The 15,947-nt window shown below is 64.0% G+C and carries 13 protein-coding genes; 3 read left to right on the top strand and 10 right to left on the bottom strand.

Annotated elements, in window-relative coordinates; translation table 11 throughout:
• Nucleotides 1-5: 5 nt before the first annotated feature.
• Nucleotides 6-806: a nuclear transport factor 2 family protein gene (locus F3J45_RS09165; RefSeq protein WP_167060612.1), complete on the bottom strand. Its 801-nt coding sequence runs from the start codon at nucleotides 804-806 to the stop codon at nucleotides 6-8.
• Between the two features lie 27 nt (nucleotides 807-833).
• Here F3J45_RS09165 and F3J45_RS09160 point away from each other — a divergent pair, with 27 nt between their 5' ends.
• Nucleotides 834-1,922 carry a hypothetical protein gene (locus F3J45_RS09160; protein WP_370526363.1) on the top strand — a complete coding sequence of 363 codons (1,089 nt, stop codon included), beginning with the start codon at nucleotides 834-836 and terminating at the stop codon, nucleotides 1,920-1,922.
• A 221-nt stretch (nucleotides 1,923-2,143) separates the two neighbouring features.
• Here F3J45_RS09160 and F3J45_RS09155 read toward each other — a convergent pair whose 3' ends face one another.
• The 9 genes from F3J45_RS09155 to F3J45_RS09115 all read right to left on the bottom strand — a co-directional run bounded on the left by F3J45_RS09155 (nucleotide 2,144) and on the right by F3J45_RS09115 (nucleotide 13,849).
• A complete protein-coding gene (locus tag F3J45_RS09155; RefSeq protein WP_167060609.1) occupies nucleotides 2,144-3,112 on the bottom strand; it encodes a peptide ABC transporter ATP-binding protein in 969 nt (322 codons plus the stop codon).
• Nucleotides 3,112-4,080 (bottom strand): ABC transporter ATP-binding protein, encoded by a 969-nt coding sequence (locus tag F3J45_RS09150; RefSeq protein ID WP_167060606.1) that lies wholly within the window; start codon nucleotides 4,078-4,080, stop codon nucleotides 3,112-3,114. The genes F3J45_RS09155 and F3J45_RS09150 overlap by 1 nt, the downstream gene beginning before the upstream one ends.
• 10 nt (nucleotides 4,081-4,090) lie before the next feature.
• Nucleotides 4,091-5,017 (bottom strand): ABC transporter permease subunit, encoded by a 927-nt coding sequence (locus tag F3J45_RS09145; RefSeq protein WP_167060603.1) that lies wholly within the window; start codon nucleotides 5,015-5,017, stop codon nucleotides 4,091-4,093.
• 10 nt (nucleotides 5,018-5,027) lie between these two features.
• Nucleotides 5,028-6,038 carry an ABC transporter permease subunit gene (locus tag F3J45_RS09140; protein WP_167060600.1) on the bottom strand — a complete coding sequence of 337 codons (1,011 nt, stop codon included), beginning with the start codon at nucleotides 6,036-6,038 and terminating at the stop codon, nucleotides 5,028-5,030.
• Nucleotides 6,039-6,129: 91 nt separating this feature from the next.
• The gene (locus tag F3J45_RS09135; protein WP_167060597.1) at nucleotides 6,130-7,725 is read right to left on the bottom strand and encodes an ABC transporter substrate-binding protein; all 1,596 of its coding nucleotides are present in this window, start codon (nucleotides 7,723-7,725) and stop codon (nucleotides 6,130-6,132) included.
• 74 nt (nucleotides 7,726-7,799) lie between these two features.
• On the bottom strand, nucleotides 7,800-9,173 hold the full coding sequence (locus F3J45_RS09130) for an OprD family porin (RefSeq protein ID WP_167060594.1): 1,374 nt from the start codon (nucleotides 9,171-9,173) through the stop codon (nucleotides 7,800-7,802).
• Between the two features lie 207 nt (nucleotides 9,174-9,380).
• Complete coding sequence (locus tag F3J45_RS09125; RefSeq protein WP_167060591.1) at nucleotides 9,381-10,973, bottom strand: ABC transporter substrate-binding protein; 1,593 nt, start codon at nucleotides 10,971-10,973, stop codon at nucleotides 9,381-9,383.
• Between the two features lie 153 nt (nucleotides 10,974-11,126).
• Nucleotides 11,127-12,752, bottom strand: coding sequence for an ABC transporter substrate-binding protein (locus F3J45_RS09120; RefSeq protein WP_167060588.1), 1,626 nt, complete (start codon nucleotides 12,750-12,752; stop codon nucleotides 11,127-11,129).
• 380 nt (nucleotides 12,753-13,132) lie between these two features.
• Nucleotides 13,133-13,849, bottom strand: a complete 717-nt coding sequence (locus F3J45_RS09115) for an SIMPL domain-containing protein (protein WP_167060585.1) — start codon at nucleotides 13,847-13,849, stop codon at nucleotides 13,133-13,135.
• Between the two features lie 203 nt (nucleotides 13,850-14,052).
• Here F3J45_RS09115 and F3J45_RS09110 point away from each other — a divergent pair, with 203 nt between their 5' ends.
• Entirely contained in the window at nucleotides 14,053-15,309 is a 1,257-nt protein-coding gene (locus F3J45_RS09110) for an ATP-binding protein (protein WP_167060582.1), read from the top strand.
• The gene (locus F3J45_RS09105; RefSeq protein WP_167060579.1) at nucleotides 15,309-15,869 is read left to right on the top strand and encodes a response regulator transcription factor; all 561 of its coding nucleotides are present in this window, start codon (nucleotides 15,309-15,311) and stop codon (nucleotides 15,867-15,869) included. Before F3J45_RS09110 ends, F3J45_RS09105 begins: the two co-directional genes overlap by 1 nt.
• Nucleotides 15,870-15,947 lie beyond the last annotated feature (78 nt).

The following is a 15,947-nucleotide window of genomic DNA, read 5'->3' as shown; positions in this document are numbered from 1 at the left end:
CTGTCTTACGTGCGTGCACGCAGGGAAATTTGCTTGAGGTAAGCCTTGGGGGTGAGGCCTGTGTGTTCGCGGAAGCACTTGTAGAACGCCGACAGCGAATTGAAGCCGGCGTTGAACGCCAGCTCGTCGATGGGCGCTTCGACGCTGTCGTCGTCGAGGCTGGCCATCAGGTGCTGCAGGCGCGCCTGGTTGACGTAGCGGTAGAAGCTTTGCCCCAGCACCTGGTTGAGCAGGTAGGAGATCTGGTTGCGGCTGTAGCCGCTGGCGTCGGCCACTTGCTGCAGGTCCAGTTCCGGGTCTAGGTAGGGGCGCTGGCGCAGGAAGTAGTGCTCCAGGTCCTGGGCCATGGTCGACAGTTGCCGTGGCGACAGCCCAAGGCGGCTGGTGGCAGGGCGCGGGCCGCTGCTGGCCAGGCCCTGGCCGCCCTGACGCACCAGGGTGGCGTACTCGTTGACCCGCCAGATCAGGCCGTCCTTGACGGTGATCGCTTCGCTGGACTGGAACGCCACCAGGCCGTCACCGCCCTGCACCGTGACCTGGTACTGGATGAACGCCGTGCAGCCGTCGACGCGGATGCGGTCGCTGTGGACGATGTCCTCGCCCGCTTCACGGGGCAGGCAGGCGCGCACGTAGTCGCGCAGTTCGCCATGGCCGAGCACGCGGTTCTGGAAGAAATCGTGGTACTGCACCTCGGGGTGGTAAAGCGCGATCACGCCGTCGAGGTCGCGGTGTTTCCAGCACAGGTGGTAGCGCAGCACGGTGTCGGCGGTGAGCGGGGTCTGGGCGGGGGTGTCGGGCAGGGTCATGAGCGAATCATGCCTTGGCTTCGGGGCGTGGACAAGAATGCAGAACACCTGATGCAGATTGGCGATTCGCGCATTTTGCACGGTTGTGATGCGATCTTGAGTGCTAACTCATTGATTTTCTTTAATGTCATTTTTTGTCACAACTGGCATAGCCGCTGCAATGGTTACTGCGCGAATGGAATTCTCGCTAACAACCCAAATACAGGCGAACACATCATGATCCCCTCTGCCGACTACCCCGTTGTCGATTCCCAAAGCCGCTCAGGCGTGTCCTGGGCGGCGATCTTCGCTGGTGCTGCCGCGGCCGCTGCCTTGTCCCTGATCCTTGTGGTGCTGGGGGCGGGATTGGGCTTTGCAGCCACCTCCCCTTGGGCCGGTGAAGGTGCGAGCGCCAAGGCCTTGGGCATTTCCACCATCGTCTGGCTGCTGCTCACGCAGATCATCGCCTCGGGCCTGGGTGGCTACATGTCGGGCCGGTTACGGGTGAAGTGGGCGAACCTGCATGGCGATGAGGTGTATTTCCGCGACACTGCACACGGCTTCCTGTCCTGGGCGGTGGCGACCCTGGTGGCAGCGATGCTGGTACTGGGAACCGCGGGCAATCTGGTCGGTGCGGGCGCTAGTGCGGCGTCGCAGGCAGCGACTGTCACAGCCGCCGCAGGGGGCGCCGCAGCCGCAGACAAGAACAGCAATTCGATGGGGTATTTCGTCGACAGCCTGTTCCGTGGCGACGGGCCTGCACCGGTGAGCGAGGATGCGGCCAACGGCGTAGCCGCGCGCATCTTGGCCAAGGGCTTTGCCAGTGACGGTGCCTTGCCGGCAGAGGACCGTGCCTACCTTGCGCAACTGGTAGCACAGCGCACCCGCCTGACCGTGCCGGAAGCAGAGGCGCGCGTCGACCAGGTGATGGCCCAGGTGCAGCAGCTGAAAGTGGATGCCAAGCAGGCGGCTGACAAGGCAGCCAAGGTGGCCGCGTGGACAGCCCTGTGGACCTTTGTCGCGCTGCTGTGCGGCGCGTTCTTCGCAAGCCTTGCAGCGCTGTTCGGTGGCCGTCGTCGCGACCACGTGCTGTGGCTGGAAGGAGAATATGTGACTCACCGTACCGTTCAACGTTAAGCCAGGAGAACCGACATGCGCTCATTACTGCTGTGGATGCTTGGGGTGCCTATTCCCGTCATCATCCTGATCGCGATTTTCATGCATTGAAATACGGGGCCGCTTTGCGGCCCTTCGCGACCTGCGGTCGCTCCTACCAGGGATCATCATGTTGATCGCGGTTTTTGGTAGGAGCGACCGCAGGTCGCGATGGGCTGCACAGCAGCCCCGCAATCTAACGCCTAGAGAAACTGCTCGGCATAATGGCAAGCCACCTGCCGGCTGCTCACCTGCCGCAACACCGGCACCTCGGCAGCACAGCGCTCGGTCGCATGCGGGCAGCGTTTGTGAAACGCGCACCCATCCGGCGGGTTCAGCGGGTTAGGCAACTCCCCGGCAATGCGAATCTTCGGCTTCAACGGGTCCGGGTGAATCGCCGGCGTCGCCGACAGCAATGCCTGGGTATACGGATGCAGAGGCTTGTCGTAGATATCCTCCTTGGGCCCCATCTCCACCGGCCGCCCGAGGTACATCACCAGCACCTGATCCGCCACATGCCGCACCACCGCCAGGTTGTGCGAAATGAACACGTAGGCGGTGTTGAACTCCTTCTGCAGGTCCATGAACAGGTTCAGCACCTGGGCCTGGATCGACACGTCCAGCGCCGAGGTCGGCTCATCGGCCACCAGCACCTTCGGTTGCAGCATCATTGCCCGGGCCAGGGCGATGCGCTGGCGCTGGCCACCGGAGAACATGTGCGGGTAGCGTTGGTAATGCTCGGGGCGCAGGCCTACCTGCTCCATCATCTTCTGCACTTTCTCGCGGCGTTCGGCCTTGCTCAGCGAGGTGTTGATCAACAGCGGCTCAGCCAGCTGGTCGCCGATCTTCTGCCGCGGGTTGAGCGAGGCGTAGGGGCTTTGGAACACCATCTGCACGTCGCGGCGCAGTTGCTTGCGCTCGGTCTTGCTGGCGCCCTTGACCTCGGTGCCGGCAATTTGCAGCGAGCCGGAAGAAGGCTCCTCGATCAGGGTCAGGGCCCGCGCCAGGGTCGACTTGCCGCAACCGGATTCGCCCACCACCGCCAAGGTCTTGCCAGCCTCCAGTTCGAACGACACGCCATTGAGCGCGCGCACCGTGGCATGGCCCTTGAACAGCCCGCGAGACACTTCGTAATGCCGGGTCAGTTCCCGGGCAGTGAGAACGACGGCCATCACGCCACCTCCTGGTTCAGCGGGTAGAAGCAACGCACCAGGCCATGGACCTGGGGATCGAGGGACGGGCGCTGGCGCCGGCAGTTGTCCTGCACATACGGGCAGCGCGGTGACAGCAGGCAGCCCACCGGCCGGTCGTAGCGGCCCGGCACGATGCCGGGCAGGGTGGCCAGGCGCTCGGCGCCAATGCTGTGCTCGGGAATCGCCGCCAGCAGCGCTTCGCTGTAGGGGTGGGCGGGCACATCGAACAGCTCGGGCACCTGGCCCACTTCCACGGCTTGGCCTGCGTACATCACGCACACCCGCTTGGCGGTTTCGGCGACCACGGCCAGGTCGTGGGTGATCAGGATGAGCGCCATGTTGCGCTCCTTCTGCAGGTTCACCAGCAGTTCCATGATCTGCGCCTGGATGGTCACGTCCAGCGCTGTGGTGGGCTCGTCGGCAATCAGCAGCTTGGGCTCGCCGGCAATCGCCATGGCGATCGCCACGCGCTGGCTCATGCCACCGGACAGCTGGTGCGGGTAGGCGTCCAGGCGGCTTTCGGCAGCCGGGATCTCGACTTTCTTCAACAGCTCCAAGGCACGCTGGCGCGCCGCCTTGCCCTTGAGGCCCAGGTGCTGGCGCAGCACTTCCTCGATCTGGTAGCCGACCGTGTAGCTGGGGTTCAGGGCGGTCATCGGGTCCTGGAAGACCATGGCGATGTCCTTGCCCACCACCTTGCGCCGCTGGCGGCCGCTGAGCTTGAGCATGTCGGTGCCGTCGAAGGTCAGGGCATCGGCCGTGATGCGCCCGGGGGCATCGATCAGGCCCATCAGGGCCATCATGGTGACCGACTTGCCCGAGCCAGACTCACCTACGATGGCCAGGATCTCGCCGGCGTCCACGGCCAGGTCCAGGCCGTCGACCACAGGCACCGCGTTGGCGTCGCCGAAGCGCACATTCAGGTTGTTGATCTGCAACAGTGACATGGCGTTCTCCTCAGGCGGCGTTCTTGAGTTTCGGGTCCAGCGCATCGCGCAGGCCGTCGCCCATCAGGTTGATTGCCAGCACACTGAGCAAAATGGTCAGGCCGGGCAGGCTTACCACCCACCAGGCGCGCTCGATGTAGTCGCGGGCCGAGGCCAGCATGGTGCCCCACTCCGGGGTTGGTGGCTGTACGCCAAGGCCCAGGAAGCCCAGGGCGGCGGCGTCGAGAATCGCCGAGGAAAAGCTCAAGGTGGCCTGCACGATCAGCGGCGCCATGCAGTTGGGCAGCACGGTGACGAACATCAGCCGGGGCAGCCCGGCACCGGCCAGGCGGGCGGCGGTCACATAGTCGCGGTTCAGCTCGCCCATCACCGCGGCGCGGGTCAGGCGCACGTAGGAAGGCAGGGACACGATGGCAATGGCGATCACGGTGTTGATCAGGCCTGGGCCGAGGATGGCGACGATGGCCACGGCCAGCAGCAGCGATGGCAGCGCCAGCATCACGTCCATCAGGCGCATGATCGAGGGGCCCAGCACCTGCGGGAAGAAGCCGGCCAGAAGGCCCAGCAGGATGCCCGGAATCAGCGAGATCACCACCGACGACAGGCCGATCAGCAGTGACAGCCGTGCGCCCTGGATCAGCCGCGACAGCAGGTCGCGGCCCAACTCGTCGGTGCCGAGGATGAATTGCCAGGTGCCGCCGTCCAGCCACACCGGCGGGGTCAGCAGGAAGTCGCGGTACTGCTCGCTGGGGTCATGCGGGGCGACCCATGGCGCGAACAGTGCGCAGAACACCACCAGGCACATGAAGGCCAGGCCCATTACTGCGCCCTTGTTGCGGGCGAAGGCCTGCCAGAATTCCTTGTACGGCGAGGGGTAGAGCAGGCTCTGGTCCACCGGGCTTGCCGGCGTGACGGATTTTGCAATCGGGGTAGTCATGGCGAAGGCCTCAGCGCTGATGACGGATGCGTGGGTTGGCCAGGCCGTAGAGGATATCCACGACGAAGTTGACCAGGATCACCAGGCAGGCGATCAACAGGATGCCGTTCTGGACCACGGGGTAGTCACGGGCGCCGATGGCTTCGATCAGCCATTTGCCGATGCCCGGCCAGGAGAAGATGGTTTCGGTCAGCACGGCGCCGGCCAGCAGCGTGCCGACCTGCAGGCCGAACACGGTCAGTACCGGGATCAGCGCATTGCGCAGGCCATGCACGAACACCACCCGGGCCGGGGACAGGCCCTTGGCGCGGGCGGTGCGGATGTAGTCCTCGCGCAGCACTTCCAGCATCGAGGAGCGGGTCATGCGGGCGATCACCGCCAGCGGGATGGTGCCGAGTACGATTGCCGGCAGGATCAGGTGCATCACCGCGTCCTTGAACGCGCCTTCCTCGTCGCTGAGCAGGGTGTCGATGAGCATGAAGCCGGTTTTTGGCTCGATGTCATAGAGCAGGTCGATACGCCCGGACACCGGGGTCCAGCCCAGGCTCACCGAGAAGAACATGATCAGGATCAGGCCCCACCAGAAAATCGGCATCGAATAGCCCGCCAGGGATATGCCCATCACCCCATGGTCGAACAGCGAACCGCGCTTGAGCGCGGCAATCACCCCGGCCAGCAGGCCGACCACGCCTGCGAACAACAGCGCGGCCATGGCCAGCTCCAGGGTGGCGGGGAACAGGGTCAGGAACTCGGTCCACACGCTTTCGCGGGTGCGCAGCGATTCGCCAAGGTCGCCGTGGGCCAGCTTGCCGACGTAATCCACATACTGGGCCGGCAGTGGCTTGTTCAGGCCCAGGCGCTCCATGGCCTGGGCGTGCATTTCGGGGTCGACCCTGCGCTCGCCCATCATCACTTCCACCGGGTCGCCGGGGATCAGGCGTATGAGCGCGAAGGTCAGCAAGGTGATACCGAAGAAGGTCGGTATCAGCAGGCCAAGGCGCCGGGCAATAAAACTCAACATTGTCGGGGTTACCTCATCAGGCCGTGGGGCGATCAGCCCATTACGGCGGTGCCGCCGGTTCCCGTGTGGGTCGCCGGCGATCGTTGTTGTTCTACTTCACCCGGGTGGTGGCGAAGTTGTTGTTGGTCAGAGGGTTGATCACGTAGCCCTCCACGTTGTCACGCATGGCGGTGAACATCTTCGGATGGGCCATGCTGATCCAGGGTTGATCGTCATCGTACACCTTCAAAGCCTCGGCATAGAGCCTGGCGCGTTCGTCGTTGTCGATCACTTCGCGGGCACGGGTAATCAGCTCCTGGAATTTAGGGTTGCACCAGCGCGCATAGTTCTCGCCGGTCTTGGCGGCATCGCAGCTGAGCAGGGGGCTGAGGAAGTTGTCGGGGTCGCCGTTGTCGCCGGCCCAGCCGGTAGACACCAGGTCGGCCTCGCCCTTCTTGGCCCGGCGCAGCATCTCGGCCCACTCCATCACACGGATGTCCAGCTTTAGGCCGATCTGCTTGAGGTCGGCCTGCAGCATCTCGGCGGAAAGGCGCGGGTTGGGGTTGGTCGGGCCACCGCCGTTGCGGGTGAACAGGGTGAGCACCGCGCCGTCCGGTACGCCCGCTTGCCTGAGCAGTTCGCGGGCCTTGGCCAGGTCGCGGGGCGGGTTCTTGTTGTCGGTGTTGTAGCCGATCATGGTCGGTGGGTAGGGGTTCACGCCGACCAGTGCATTGCCCTTGCCGAACAACTGGTCGACGTGGGTCTGGCGGTCGAAGGCCATGTCGATGGCTTTGCGCACGCGCACGTCGCTCAGGTACTTGTGTTCGGTGTTCATCGCAATGTAGCCGGTGACCAAGGCTTCGATCTCGGCGACCTTGAGCCTGGGGTCGGCCTTGATCGACGGCACGTCATCGGGCTTGGGGTACAGCGCCACCTGGCACTCGTTGGCGCGCAGCTTCTGCAGGCGCACGTTGCTGTCGGTGGCGATGGCAAACACCAGCGCTTCGCTCGGCGGCTTGCCGCGGAAGTAGTCCGGGTTGGCCTTGAAGCGCACCTGGGCGTCCTTGTTGTAGCGCTGGAAGATGAACGGGCCGGTGCCGATCGGCTTGCTGTTGAGGTCGCCCGTCTTGCCGGCCTTGAGCAGCTGGTCGCCATATTCGGCGGAGTAGATCGAGGTGAACGCCATGGCCATGTCGCGCAGGAACGGCGCTTCCGGGCGGGTGAGGGTAATCACCACGGTGTGGTCGTCGGCCTTGCTCACCGACTTGAGCAGCTGCTTGAACGCCATGCTGTCGAAGTACGGGTAGCCAACGCTGGTCTTGTCGTGCCAGGGGTGCTTCGGGTCGAGCTGGCGGTTCAGGCTCCACAGCACGTCATCGGCGTTGAAGTCGCGGGTGGGGGTGAAGTAGTCGGTGGTGTGGAACTTCACCCCCTGGCGCAGGTGAAAGGTGTAGGTCAGGCCGTCGGGGGAGGTTTCCCAGCGTTCGGCCAGGGCCGGCTGGATATCGGTGGTGCCGGGCTTGAAGTCCACCAGGCGGTTGAACAGCGTCTCGGCCGAGGCGTCGGCGGTGACGGCGGTGGTGTACTGGACGATGTCGAAGCCTTCAGGGCTGGCTTCGGTGCACACCACCAGCGGTTTGGCCGCCACCTGGCCGGCAGCGGCCAGGATGAAGGCTGCCAGGGTGGTGCGAAGCATTGGCGATTTCATGTGTTCTCCCTGCTTGCATTGATTCCAGCGTAGCCGCCACGGCCCGTTGTTGGCGCGGGCCGTGGCGCCAGTGGTCAGAGAATGTTGAACGGAATGGTGGTGACGATGCGCAATTCGTCCAGGCTGCCATCGGCCTGGGCCTTGCTGGCCCGGTGGGCGGTGTAGGTGGCGCGGATGCTGGTGTCTTTCAGCGGCCCGCTCTGCACCGCGTAGCTGGTGCCGATGCCCCACTCGTAGTGGGTTTCGCCGTCCATGCCGGTGACGTCGTAGGCGCTGCCCTTGTAGTGGGTGCCGTCGATCCCCCAGCCGCGGGCGTTGTACAGGTTGAACTTCAGGCCCGGCACGCCGTAGGGCGCCATGTTCAGCACGTAGGAAATCTGCAGCGATTTCTCGTTGGGGCCGTTGAAGTCCGACAGCAGCGAGTTGGCCAGGTAGATGCCGTTGGTTTCGTGCAGGTAGTCGAAGTACTCGTTGCCGTTGACCTGCTGCCAGGACGCCGTGAGGGTGTGGGCCTGGTGGGTCAGGCCCAGCGACAGGCTGTAGGTGTCGTTGTCGATGTCACCCATCTTCTTGCTGCCGGTGTCCACGGTCTTGTAGTAGTTCAGGCCGGTGGTCAGGGCCAGCACGGCGCTGTCGCCGAGCACGTGGTTGGCGCCGACGTAGTACTGGTTCCAGAAGTCGTCGACCCGGGTGGCGTAGAGGCTGGTGCTCAGGCTCTTGAGCGGCTGGTAGTTGATGCCGGCGGTGCTGGCGCGGTCGGTTTCGACACCGGTGGCGCCGTATTCACTGCGAAACTTGCTCAGGCTCTGTTCGGTACGTGGCGAGACGCGGTCGAAGGTGCCCAGGTCGAAGCTCAAGTTGTCGAACTCGGCGCTGTGCAGGAACGCGCCCTGGAAGCTCGACGGCAGGGCGCGGTTGCCGATGTAGGCGATCATCGGCGTGTCCACCGACTGGCGGCCCACGGTCAGGGTGGTGTTGGACACCCGCGCCTTGACGTTGGCCAGGCCCATCTTGCTCCACTGGCCCAGCGGGTCGCCGTCGCTGTGGGTGAGGGTGCGGTTGTTCGGCCCGGCAATCGCCGCACGGCCCTGTTCCAGGGCGATGGCGTTGTAGCCGGCGGCCTCGACGGCAAAGCCGACGGTGCCCTGGGTGAAGCCGGAGCTGTAGTTGAGGATGGTGCCTTGCAGCCAGTTGTCGCGGCTGTGGGTGTCGTGGCGCGTGCCGTCGGCCTTGTAGTACTTCCACAGCGGTGCGCGGGTGGCGCGTTCGCGGGCGTACCAGTTGCGTGTGGTGCCGGACAGGCTCTGGCCGTCGATGAAGCCTTTGGCGGCGTCTTGCTCGCTGCTGGATTTCAGGCTGAACGGGATGTAGTCCTGGCTTTGCGGGTCGGCCTGGGCGGTGCTGGCCAGGGTGGCGAGGGCTAATGCGGTTAGGGTAAATACTTTCAAGGTGAAGCTCCCTTTCTGTTTTTGTTCGTTGTGGTGTGGCCTTGTGGGCCGGGGTGTTGCCAGGGTTGCCCGGGGTGGTGGGCCAAATTGGGGGCGTTGTGTGGGGTTTGCTGGCCTCTTCGCGGGGCAAGCCCGCTCCTACAGGGGGAAACGTGGTCCCTGTGTGGGCGCGGGCTTGCCCGCGAAGAGGCCGGGCCTGGCTATCGCCTAATCGACACTCACGCCGGAAAAGTCATTGCGCCCGAACGGGCTGACCTTGAAATCGGCCACCTTGATACTCAAAGGCTGGTTGACGGTGGAATGGGCCACCGGGGTGATCGGCACCTGTTGCTTGAGCCGCTGCTGGGCCTGCTGGTACAGCGCCGTGCGCTGCGCGCGGTCGGTGACCTGCTTGGCCTGCTTGACCAGGCGGTCGTACTGCGGGTCGCACCACAGCGAGTAGTTGTTGCTGCCGATGGCATCGCAGTTGTAAAGGGTGCCCAGCCAGTTGTCCGGGTCGCCGTTGTCGCCGGTCCAGCCGATCAGGGCGATGTCGTGTTCGCCGCTTTTCATGCGCTTGAGGTACTCACCCCATTCGTAGCTGACGATGCGCACCTTGAAACCGAGCGTGTTCCAGTCGGCCTGGAGCATTTCGGCCATCAGCTTGGCGTTGGGGTTGTAGGGGCGTTGCACGGGCATGGCCCACAGGGTGATCTCGGTGCCCGGCTCGACCCCGGCCTGCTGCAGCAATTGCCTGGCCTTTTGCGGGTCGAACGGGGCGTCCTTGATGCTGTTGTCATAGGACCACTGGGTTGGCGGCATGGCGTTGACCGCCCGTTGCCCGGAGTCCTGGTACACCGCCTGGAGGATCGCCTGCTTGTTGACCGCCATGTCCATGGCCTGGCGCACTTCCAGGCGGTCGAACGGTGGGTGCTGGGTGTTGTAGGCGATGTAGCCGAGGTTGAAGCCCGGTTGCTGCAGCACCTGCAGCTTGCCATCGGCCTGCAGCGCCGGCAGGTCGGCCGGGCGCGGGTGCAGGGTGACCTGGCATTCGTTGCGGCGCAGTTTCTGGATGCGCACCGAAGGGTCGGTGTTGATCGAGAACACCAGGTTGTCGAGCTTCACCTGTTCGGGCGCCCAGTAGTCCTTGTTGCCCTTGTAGCGAATCTGCGAGTCCTTCTGGTAACGCTGGAACACGAACGGGCCGGTGCCGATCGGCTGCTGGTTGATGTCGCTGGGGCGCCCGCTGGCCAGCAGGTGGTCGGCATACTCGGCAGACAGGATGGAGGCAAAGCTCATCGCCAGGTTCTGGATGAACGCGGCATCGACCTTGTTCAGGGTGAACACCACGCTCAGCGGACCGGTTTTCTCGACGCTGGCGATGTTCTTGTCCAGGCCCATGCTGATGAAATAGGGAAACTCGGTAGGGTAGGCCTTACGGAACGGGTGGTTCTTGTCGAGCATGCGGTTGAAGGTGAACAGCACATCGTCGGCGTTGAAGTCGCGGCGGGGGGTGAAGGCCTTGTTGGCATGGAACTTCACGCCTTCGCGCAGGTGGAAGGTGTAGCGCAGGCCATCGTCGGACACCTCCCAGCGGGTTGCCAGGGCCGGTTGCACGGCGGTGCCGCCGCGTTCGAATTCCACCAGGCGGTTGTAGATCGGCTCGGCGGCATCGTTGTCGGTGGCGCTGGTGTACTGGGCGGTGTCGAAGCCGGCGGGGCTGCCTTCGGAGCAGAACACCAGGTTCTTGGCGTGAAGGGCAGGGGCCTGGCTGAGCAGGCCCACGGCGAGCAGGGTCGAAAGGCGAGTAACGTGGCGCATGGCGGTTCCTTTTCCAGCTGTTTTCACCGCCCCGGGGTACCAATGGCGGCAACAGTTTCCCGTCCCCGTCGCGGGTAGCGTCGGGGCAGATGGCGAGTGCGTGTGTGCGGTGAGGTGGACCCCGCCGTGGCTCGGCGGGGCCAGGGACCGGCCCTAGTTATCCACACTGACACCGTAGAAGGCGTTCAGCGCGAACGGGCTGATCTTGAAGTCCTTCACCTTGGCGCTCATCGGCTGGTACACCGTGGAGTGGGCGATCGGGGTGATCGGCACCTGTTCCTTGAGGATGTGCTGGGCCTTCTGGTACAGCTCGGTGCGCTTGGCCTGGTCGGAGGTGGCCTTGGCCTGCTTGATCAGGTCGTCGTAGGGCTTGTAGCACCACTTGGAAAAGTTGTTGCCGTCGATGGCATCGCAGCCATACAGGGTGCCCAGCCAGTTGTCCGGGTCGCCGTTGTCGCCGCTCCAGCCAATCAGCATGGCGCCTTGCTCGCCGCCTTTGGAGCGCTTGATGTACTCGCCCCATTCGTAGCTGACGATCTTGGCCTTGATGCCGATCTTGGCCCAGTCCGACTGGAGCATTTCGGCCATCAGCTTGGCATTGGGGTTGTAGGGGCGCTGCACGGGCATGGCCCACAGGGTGATCTCGGTGCCTTCCTTGATGCCGGCCTGCTTGAGCAGTTGCTTGGCCTTTTCCGGGTCGTAGGGGGCGTCCTTGATGCTGGTGTCATAGGACCACTGGGTGGGCGGCATGCCATTGACCGCCAACTGGCCGGCGCCCTGGTACACCGACTCGATGATCTTCTTCTTGTCCACGGCCATGTCCAGCGCCTGGCGGACTTCCAGCTTGGCCATCGGGTTGGGCTCGTTGCTGCCCTTGATCTTGTCCATCACGTTGTAGGCGATGTAGCCCAGGTTGAAGCCGGCCTGCTGCGGCATCTGCAGGTTCTTGTCGGCCTTGAGCGGCTCGATGTCGGCCGGGCGCGGGAACAGGGTGACCTGACACTCGTTCTTCTTCAGCTTCTGCATGCGCACCGAGGCGTCGGTGGTGATGGCGAAGATCAGGTTGTCGATCTTCACGTCCTCGGGCTTCCAGTAGTCCTTGTTGCCCTTGAAGCGGATTTGCGCGTCCTTCTGGTACTTGCTGAACACGAACGGGCCGGTGCCGATCGGCTTCTGGTTGATATCGGCGGCCTTGCCGTCCTTGAGCAACTGGTCGGCGTATTCGGCCGACTGGATCGAGGCGAAGCTCATGGCCAGGTTCTGGATGAACGCGGCGTCCACTTCGTTGAGGGTGAACTTGACGGTGTGCGCGTCGACTTTCTCCACCTTGGCGATGTTCTTGTCCATGCCCATGTCGGTGAAGTAGGGGAACTCGGTGGGGTAGGCCTTACGGAACGGGTGGTTCTTGTCGAGCATGCGGTTGAAGGTGAACAGCACGTCGTCGGCGTTGAATTCGCGGGTGGGCTTGAAGTAGTCGGTGGTGTGGAACTTCACCCCTTCGCGCAGGTGGAAGGTGTAGGTCTTGCCGTCGTCGGCCACATCCCACTGGGTTGCCAGGCCCGGGATCACGGCGGTGCCGCCACGTTCGAACTGGGTCAGGCGGTTGAACACGGTTTCTGCCGATGCGTCGAAGTCGGTTCCGGTGGTGTATTGCCCCGGGTCGAAGCCTGCCGGGCTGCCTTCTGAGCAGAACACCAGGTTGGACGCGGCGTGGGCCAATGGGGCCCCGGCCAGTAGGCCTGCGCCGAGCAGGAACGGAATGACTGCGTGTTTAAGCATGGTGGCCTCATTCTTGTCATTTTTGATTTGAGGTGGCCTCGTGAGCCGACCTGCGGATACTTATGCAGGGGATATTCCCAATGCAACACTCTGGAGGATAGTTGGCGTCAGAAAAGTAGTACGAGCGTACATGGATGTCGCATTCGTATAACTTTCAGCGAAGTTGAACGTTTGCGTGGGCGAAATGATGGCTTTTTACGAGATATTTCGGAGCGGGGGAGTTTGTAGGACGCACTTCTCTGGTGCGTAGGAAATTTCCGTAATTCGTGTAAGAGCGAGATTCTTTGTAGGAGCGGGCTTGCCCCGCGAACACCGGCAAAGCCGGTGCCATCCACCGCATTGCCAGTCTTCGCGGGGCAAGCCCGCTCCTACAGTTGGAATCAAGGCATCTGTACTTCGATCAACCCATCGGCATTCATGCTGACTTCACTGGTGCCGGCCTCGATATCCGGCGCTGGCGCCGCCTGGTCCGCCGCCTTGGCCATCATCGCCATCGGCGCGCTGCGCAGGTAAGGGCGCGGGTAGCCGGAGCTGTTGAGGTTCAGGCTCACCACCTTGTAGCCCTTGCCGCCGAGTGCTTCGGTGGCCAGCTGCGCACGGGCCTTGAAGGCGTTCACCGCATCCTTGAGCAGTTCATCCTCGCTGGCCTTGCGCGTGGCCGGGGCGATGGAGAAGTCCATGCCGCCCATCTTCAAGTCTTGCAGCAGGTCGGCGGTGAGCTGGGACAAGGCCGGGAAGTCGGCGCTTTCCAGGCGCACCTCGGCACGTTCACGCCAGCCGGTGATCTTCTGGCCCTTGGCGTCATACACCGGGTAGCTGTTGCGGCTGCCCTGGCTGATTTTCACGTCCTTGACCTGGCGCGCCTGCTGCACCGCCTTGTTCATGGTTTCGGTGATCTGCTTGGCGAGCTTGCCCGGGTCGGTGTTCTGCGCTTCGCTGTAAAGGGTCACGACCATCAGGTCGCGCGCCACTTCCTTGCTGACTTCGGCGCGCAGCGACACCTGGTTGTAACGCGGCTCGTCGGCAGCCAGCGCTGGCAGGCTGGCGAGCAGGCCGCAGGAAAGAACGAGGGCGGCGCCGCGACGTGGCATGTGCATGGGTTACTCCTTGGCAAATAGTGGGCGTGAGTTCTGGCTGTCCATATCACGCATGGCCCATCAGACCCGGAGCAGTGTAGTGGGTTCAAAAGTGCCACCATGAACTTGTGACAAAGTGTGGCGCTTTGCCGCATCGCTGCAGCGAGGCGCCCGGCTTCGGTATACTCCAGCCGATTTTCCTGGAGCACTCATCAGGAGAGCTCATGCTCGCTGCCGTACAACCGCTGTCCGCCACACGCCAGAACCTCTGGCGCCTGACCGTAATCCGGGTTCTGGTCCTGGCCGCCCAGGCCGGCTCCGTGGGCGTCGCCTACTGGACCGACCTGCTGCCGCTGCCCTGGCTGTCGCTGGCCGCGACCCTGGCCTTGTCGTCGATTCTCTGTGCCTTCACGGCGCTGCGCCTGCGCCTGTCGCTGCCGGTTACCGAAACCGAATACGCCCTGCAATTGGCCTGCGACCTGTTGATCCACAGCGCGTTGCTGTACTACACCGGTGGCTCGACCAACCCGTTCGTGTCGTATTACCTGGTGCCACTGGCGATTGCCGCGGTGACCTTGCCGTGGCTGTATTCGCTGATCCTTTCCGGCATCGCCCTGACCGCCTACAGCCTGCTGCTGGTGAAGTTCTACCCGCTGGAGGGGCTGCCGCTGGCGCGGGACAAGATGCAGGTCTATGGCATGTGGCTGAGCATCGCCCTGGCCGCAGCGGTGATTACCTTCTTCGCGGCGCGCATGGCGGAAGAATTGCGCCGCCAGGAACAGCTGCGCGCCGAGCGCCGCGAAGAAAGCCTGCGCGACGAACAGTTGCTGGCCGTGGCCACCCAGGCCGCCGGCGCCGCCCACGAGCTGGGCACGCCCCTGGCGACCATGAGCGTGCTGCTCAACGAGATGCGCCAGGACCATACCGACCCCTTGCTGCAGGAAGACCTGCAGATCCTTCAAGACCAGGTCAAGTTGTGCAAGGAAACCTTGCAGCAACTGGTGCGCGCCGCCGAGGCCAACCGTCGCCTGGCCGTGGTCGAGCAGGACGTGACCGTGTGGCTCGACGAGGCGCTGAACCGCTGGCACCTGATGCGCCCGGAGGCCAGCTACCGCTTCCAGCGCCTGCGCGACGGCCAACTGCCGCGCCTGACCCCGCCGCCAGACCTGACCCAGGCGCTGCTGAACCTGTTGAACAATGCCGCCGATGCCTGCCCGGACGACCTGCAGGTGACCCTCGACTGGGACGCCCAGGATATCCTGATCAGCATCCGCGACCATGGCCCCGGCGTGCCGCCGGCCATTGCCGAAGCCATCGGCAAACCCTTCATTACCACCAAGGGCAAAGGCTTCGGCCTGGGCCTGTTCTTGAGCAAGGCCAGCGTGACCCGTGCGGGCGGTTCGGTAAAACTCTATAGTCATGAACAGGGTGGCACCCTGACCGAACTGCGCCTGCCCCATGGCAAGCGAGGAGATGAATGATGAGCGAAGAAAACCAGGTCGAAAGCGAAGAGCTGCCGCACCTGCTGCTGGTGGACGATGACGCCACCTTTACCCGGGTCATGGCCCGTGCCATGAGCCGCCGCGGCTTTCGCGTGAGCACGGCCGGTTCCGCCGAGGAAGGCCTGATCCTGGCCCAGCAGGACCTGCCTGACTACGCCACGCTGGACCTGAAGATGGAAGGCGACTCGGGCTTGGTGCTGCTGCCCAAGCTGCTGGAGCTGGACCCGGAAATGCGCGTGGTGATCCTGACCGGTTACTCAAGCATCGCCACGGCGGTGGAAGCGGTCAAGCGCGGCGCCTGCAACTACCTGTGCAAGCCGGCCGACGCCGACGATGTGCTGGCAGCGCTGCTGTCCGAGCATGCCGACCTGGACACCCTGGTGCCGGAAAACCCGATGTCGGTGGACCGCCTGCAGTGGGAGCACATCCAGCGCGTGCTGAACGAACACGAAGGCAACATCTCGGCCACCGCGCGGGCCTTGGGCATGCACCGCCGTACCCTGCAGCGCAAATTGCAGAAGCGACCGGTTCGCCGCTGAGTCAGTTCAGGCTTCTTCGCGGGGCAAGCCCGCTCCTACAGGGATCGCATACCTCCTGTAGGAGCGGGCTTGCCCCGC

It is taken from the genome of Pantoea sp. Ap-967 (assembly GCF_011752565.1).
GTDB lineage: Bacteria > Pseudomonadota > Gammaproteobacteria > Pseudomonadales > Pseudomonadaceae > Aquipseudomonas.
Note: the sequence above shows the minus strand (reverse complement) of the source record. Positions and strands in the feature narration are given on the sequence as shown.

Coding starts and splice junctions, on each gene's coding strand:
- F3J45_RS09165 (WP_167060612.1), bottom strand. CDS start 806: ATGACCCTGCCCGACACCCCCGCCCAGACCCCGCTCACCGCCGACACC.
- F3J45_RS09155 (WP_167060609.1), bottom strand. CDS start 3,112: ATGGCCGTCGTTCTCACTGCCCGGGAACTGACCCGGCATTACGAAGTG.
- F3J45_RS09150 (WP_167060606.1), bottom strand. CDS start 4,080: ATGTCACTGTTGCAGATCAACAACCTGAATGTGCGCTTCGGCGACGCC.
- F3J45_RS09145 (WP_167060603.1), bottom strand. CDS start 5,017: ATGACTACCCCGATTGCAAAATCCGTCACGCCGGCAAGCCCGGTGGAC.
- F3J45_RS09140 (WP_167060600.1), bottom strand. CDS start 6,038: ATGTTGAGTTTTATTGCCCGGCGCCTTGGCCTGCTGATACCGACCTTC.
- F3J45_RS09135 (WP_167060597.1), bottom strand. CDS start 7,725: ATGAAATCGCCAATGCTTCGCACCACCCTGGCAGCCTTCATCCTGGCC.
- F3J45_RS09125 (WP_167060591.1), bottom strand. CDS start 10,973: ATGCGCCACGTTACTCGCCTTTCGACCCTGCTCGCCGTGGGCCTGCTC.
- F3J45_RS09120 (WP_167060588.1), bottom strand. CDS start 12,752: ATGCTTAAACACGCAGTCATTCCGTTCCTGCTCGGCGCAGGCCTACTG.
- F3J45_RS09115 (WP_167060585.1), bottom strand. CDS start 13,849: ATGCACATGCCACGTCGCGGCGCCGCCCTCGTTCTTTCCTGCGGCCTG.
- F3J45_RS09110 (WP_167060582.1), top strand. CDS start 14,053: ATGCTCGCTGCCGTACAACCGCTGTCCGCCACACGCCAGAACCTCTGG.
- F3J45_RS09105 (WP_167060579.1), top strand. CDS start 15,309: ATGAGCGAAGAAAACCAGGTCGAAAGCGAAGAGCTGCCGCACCTGCTG.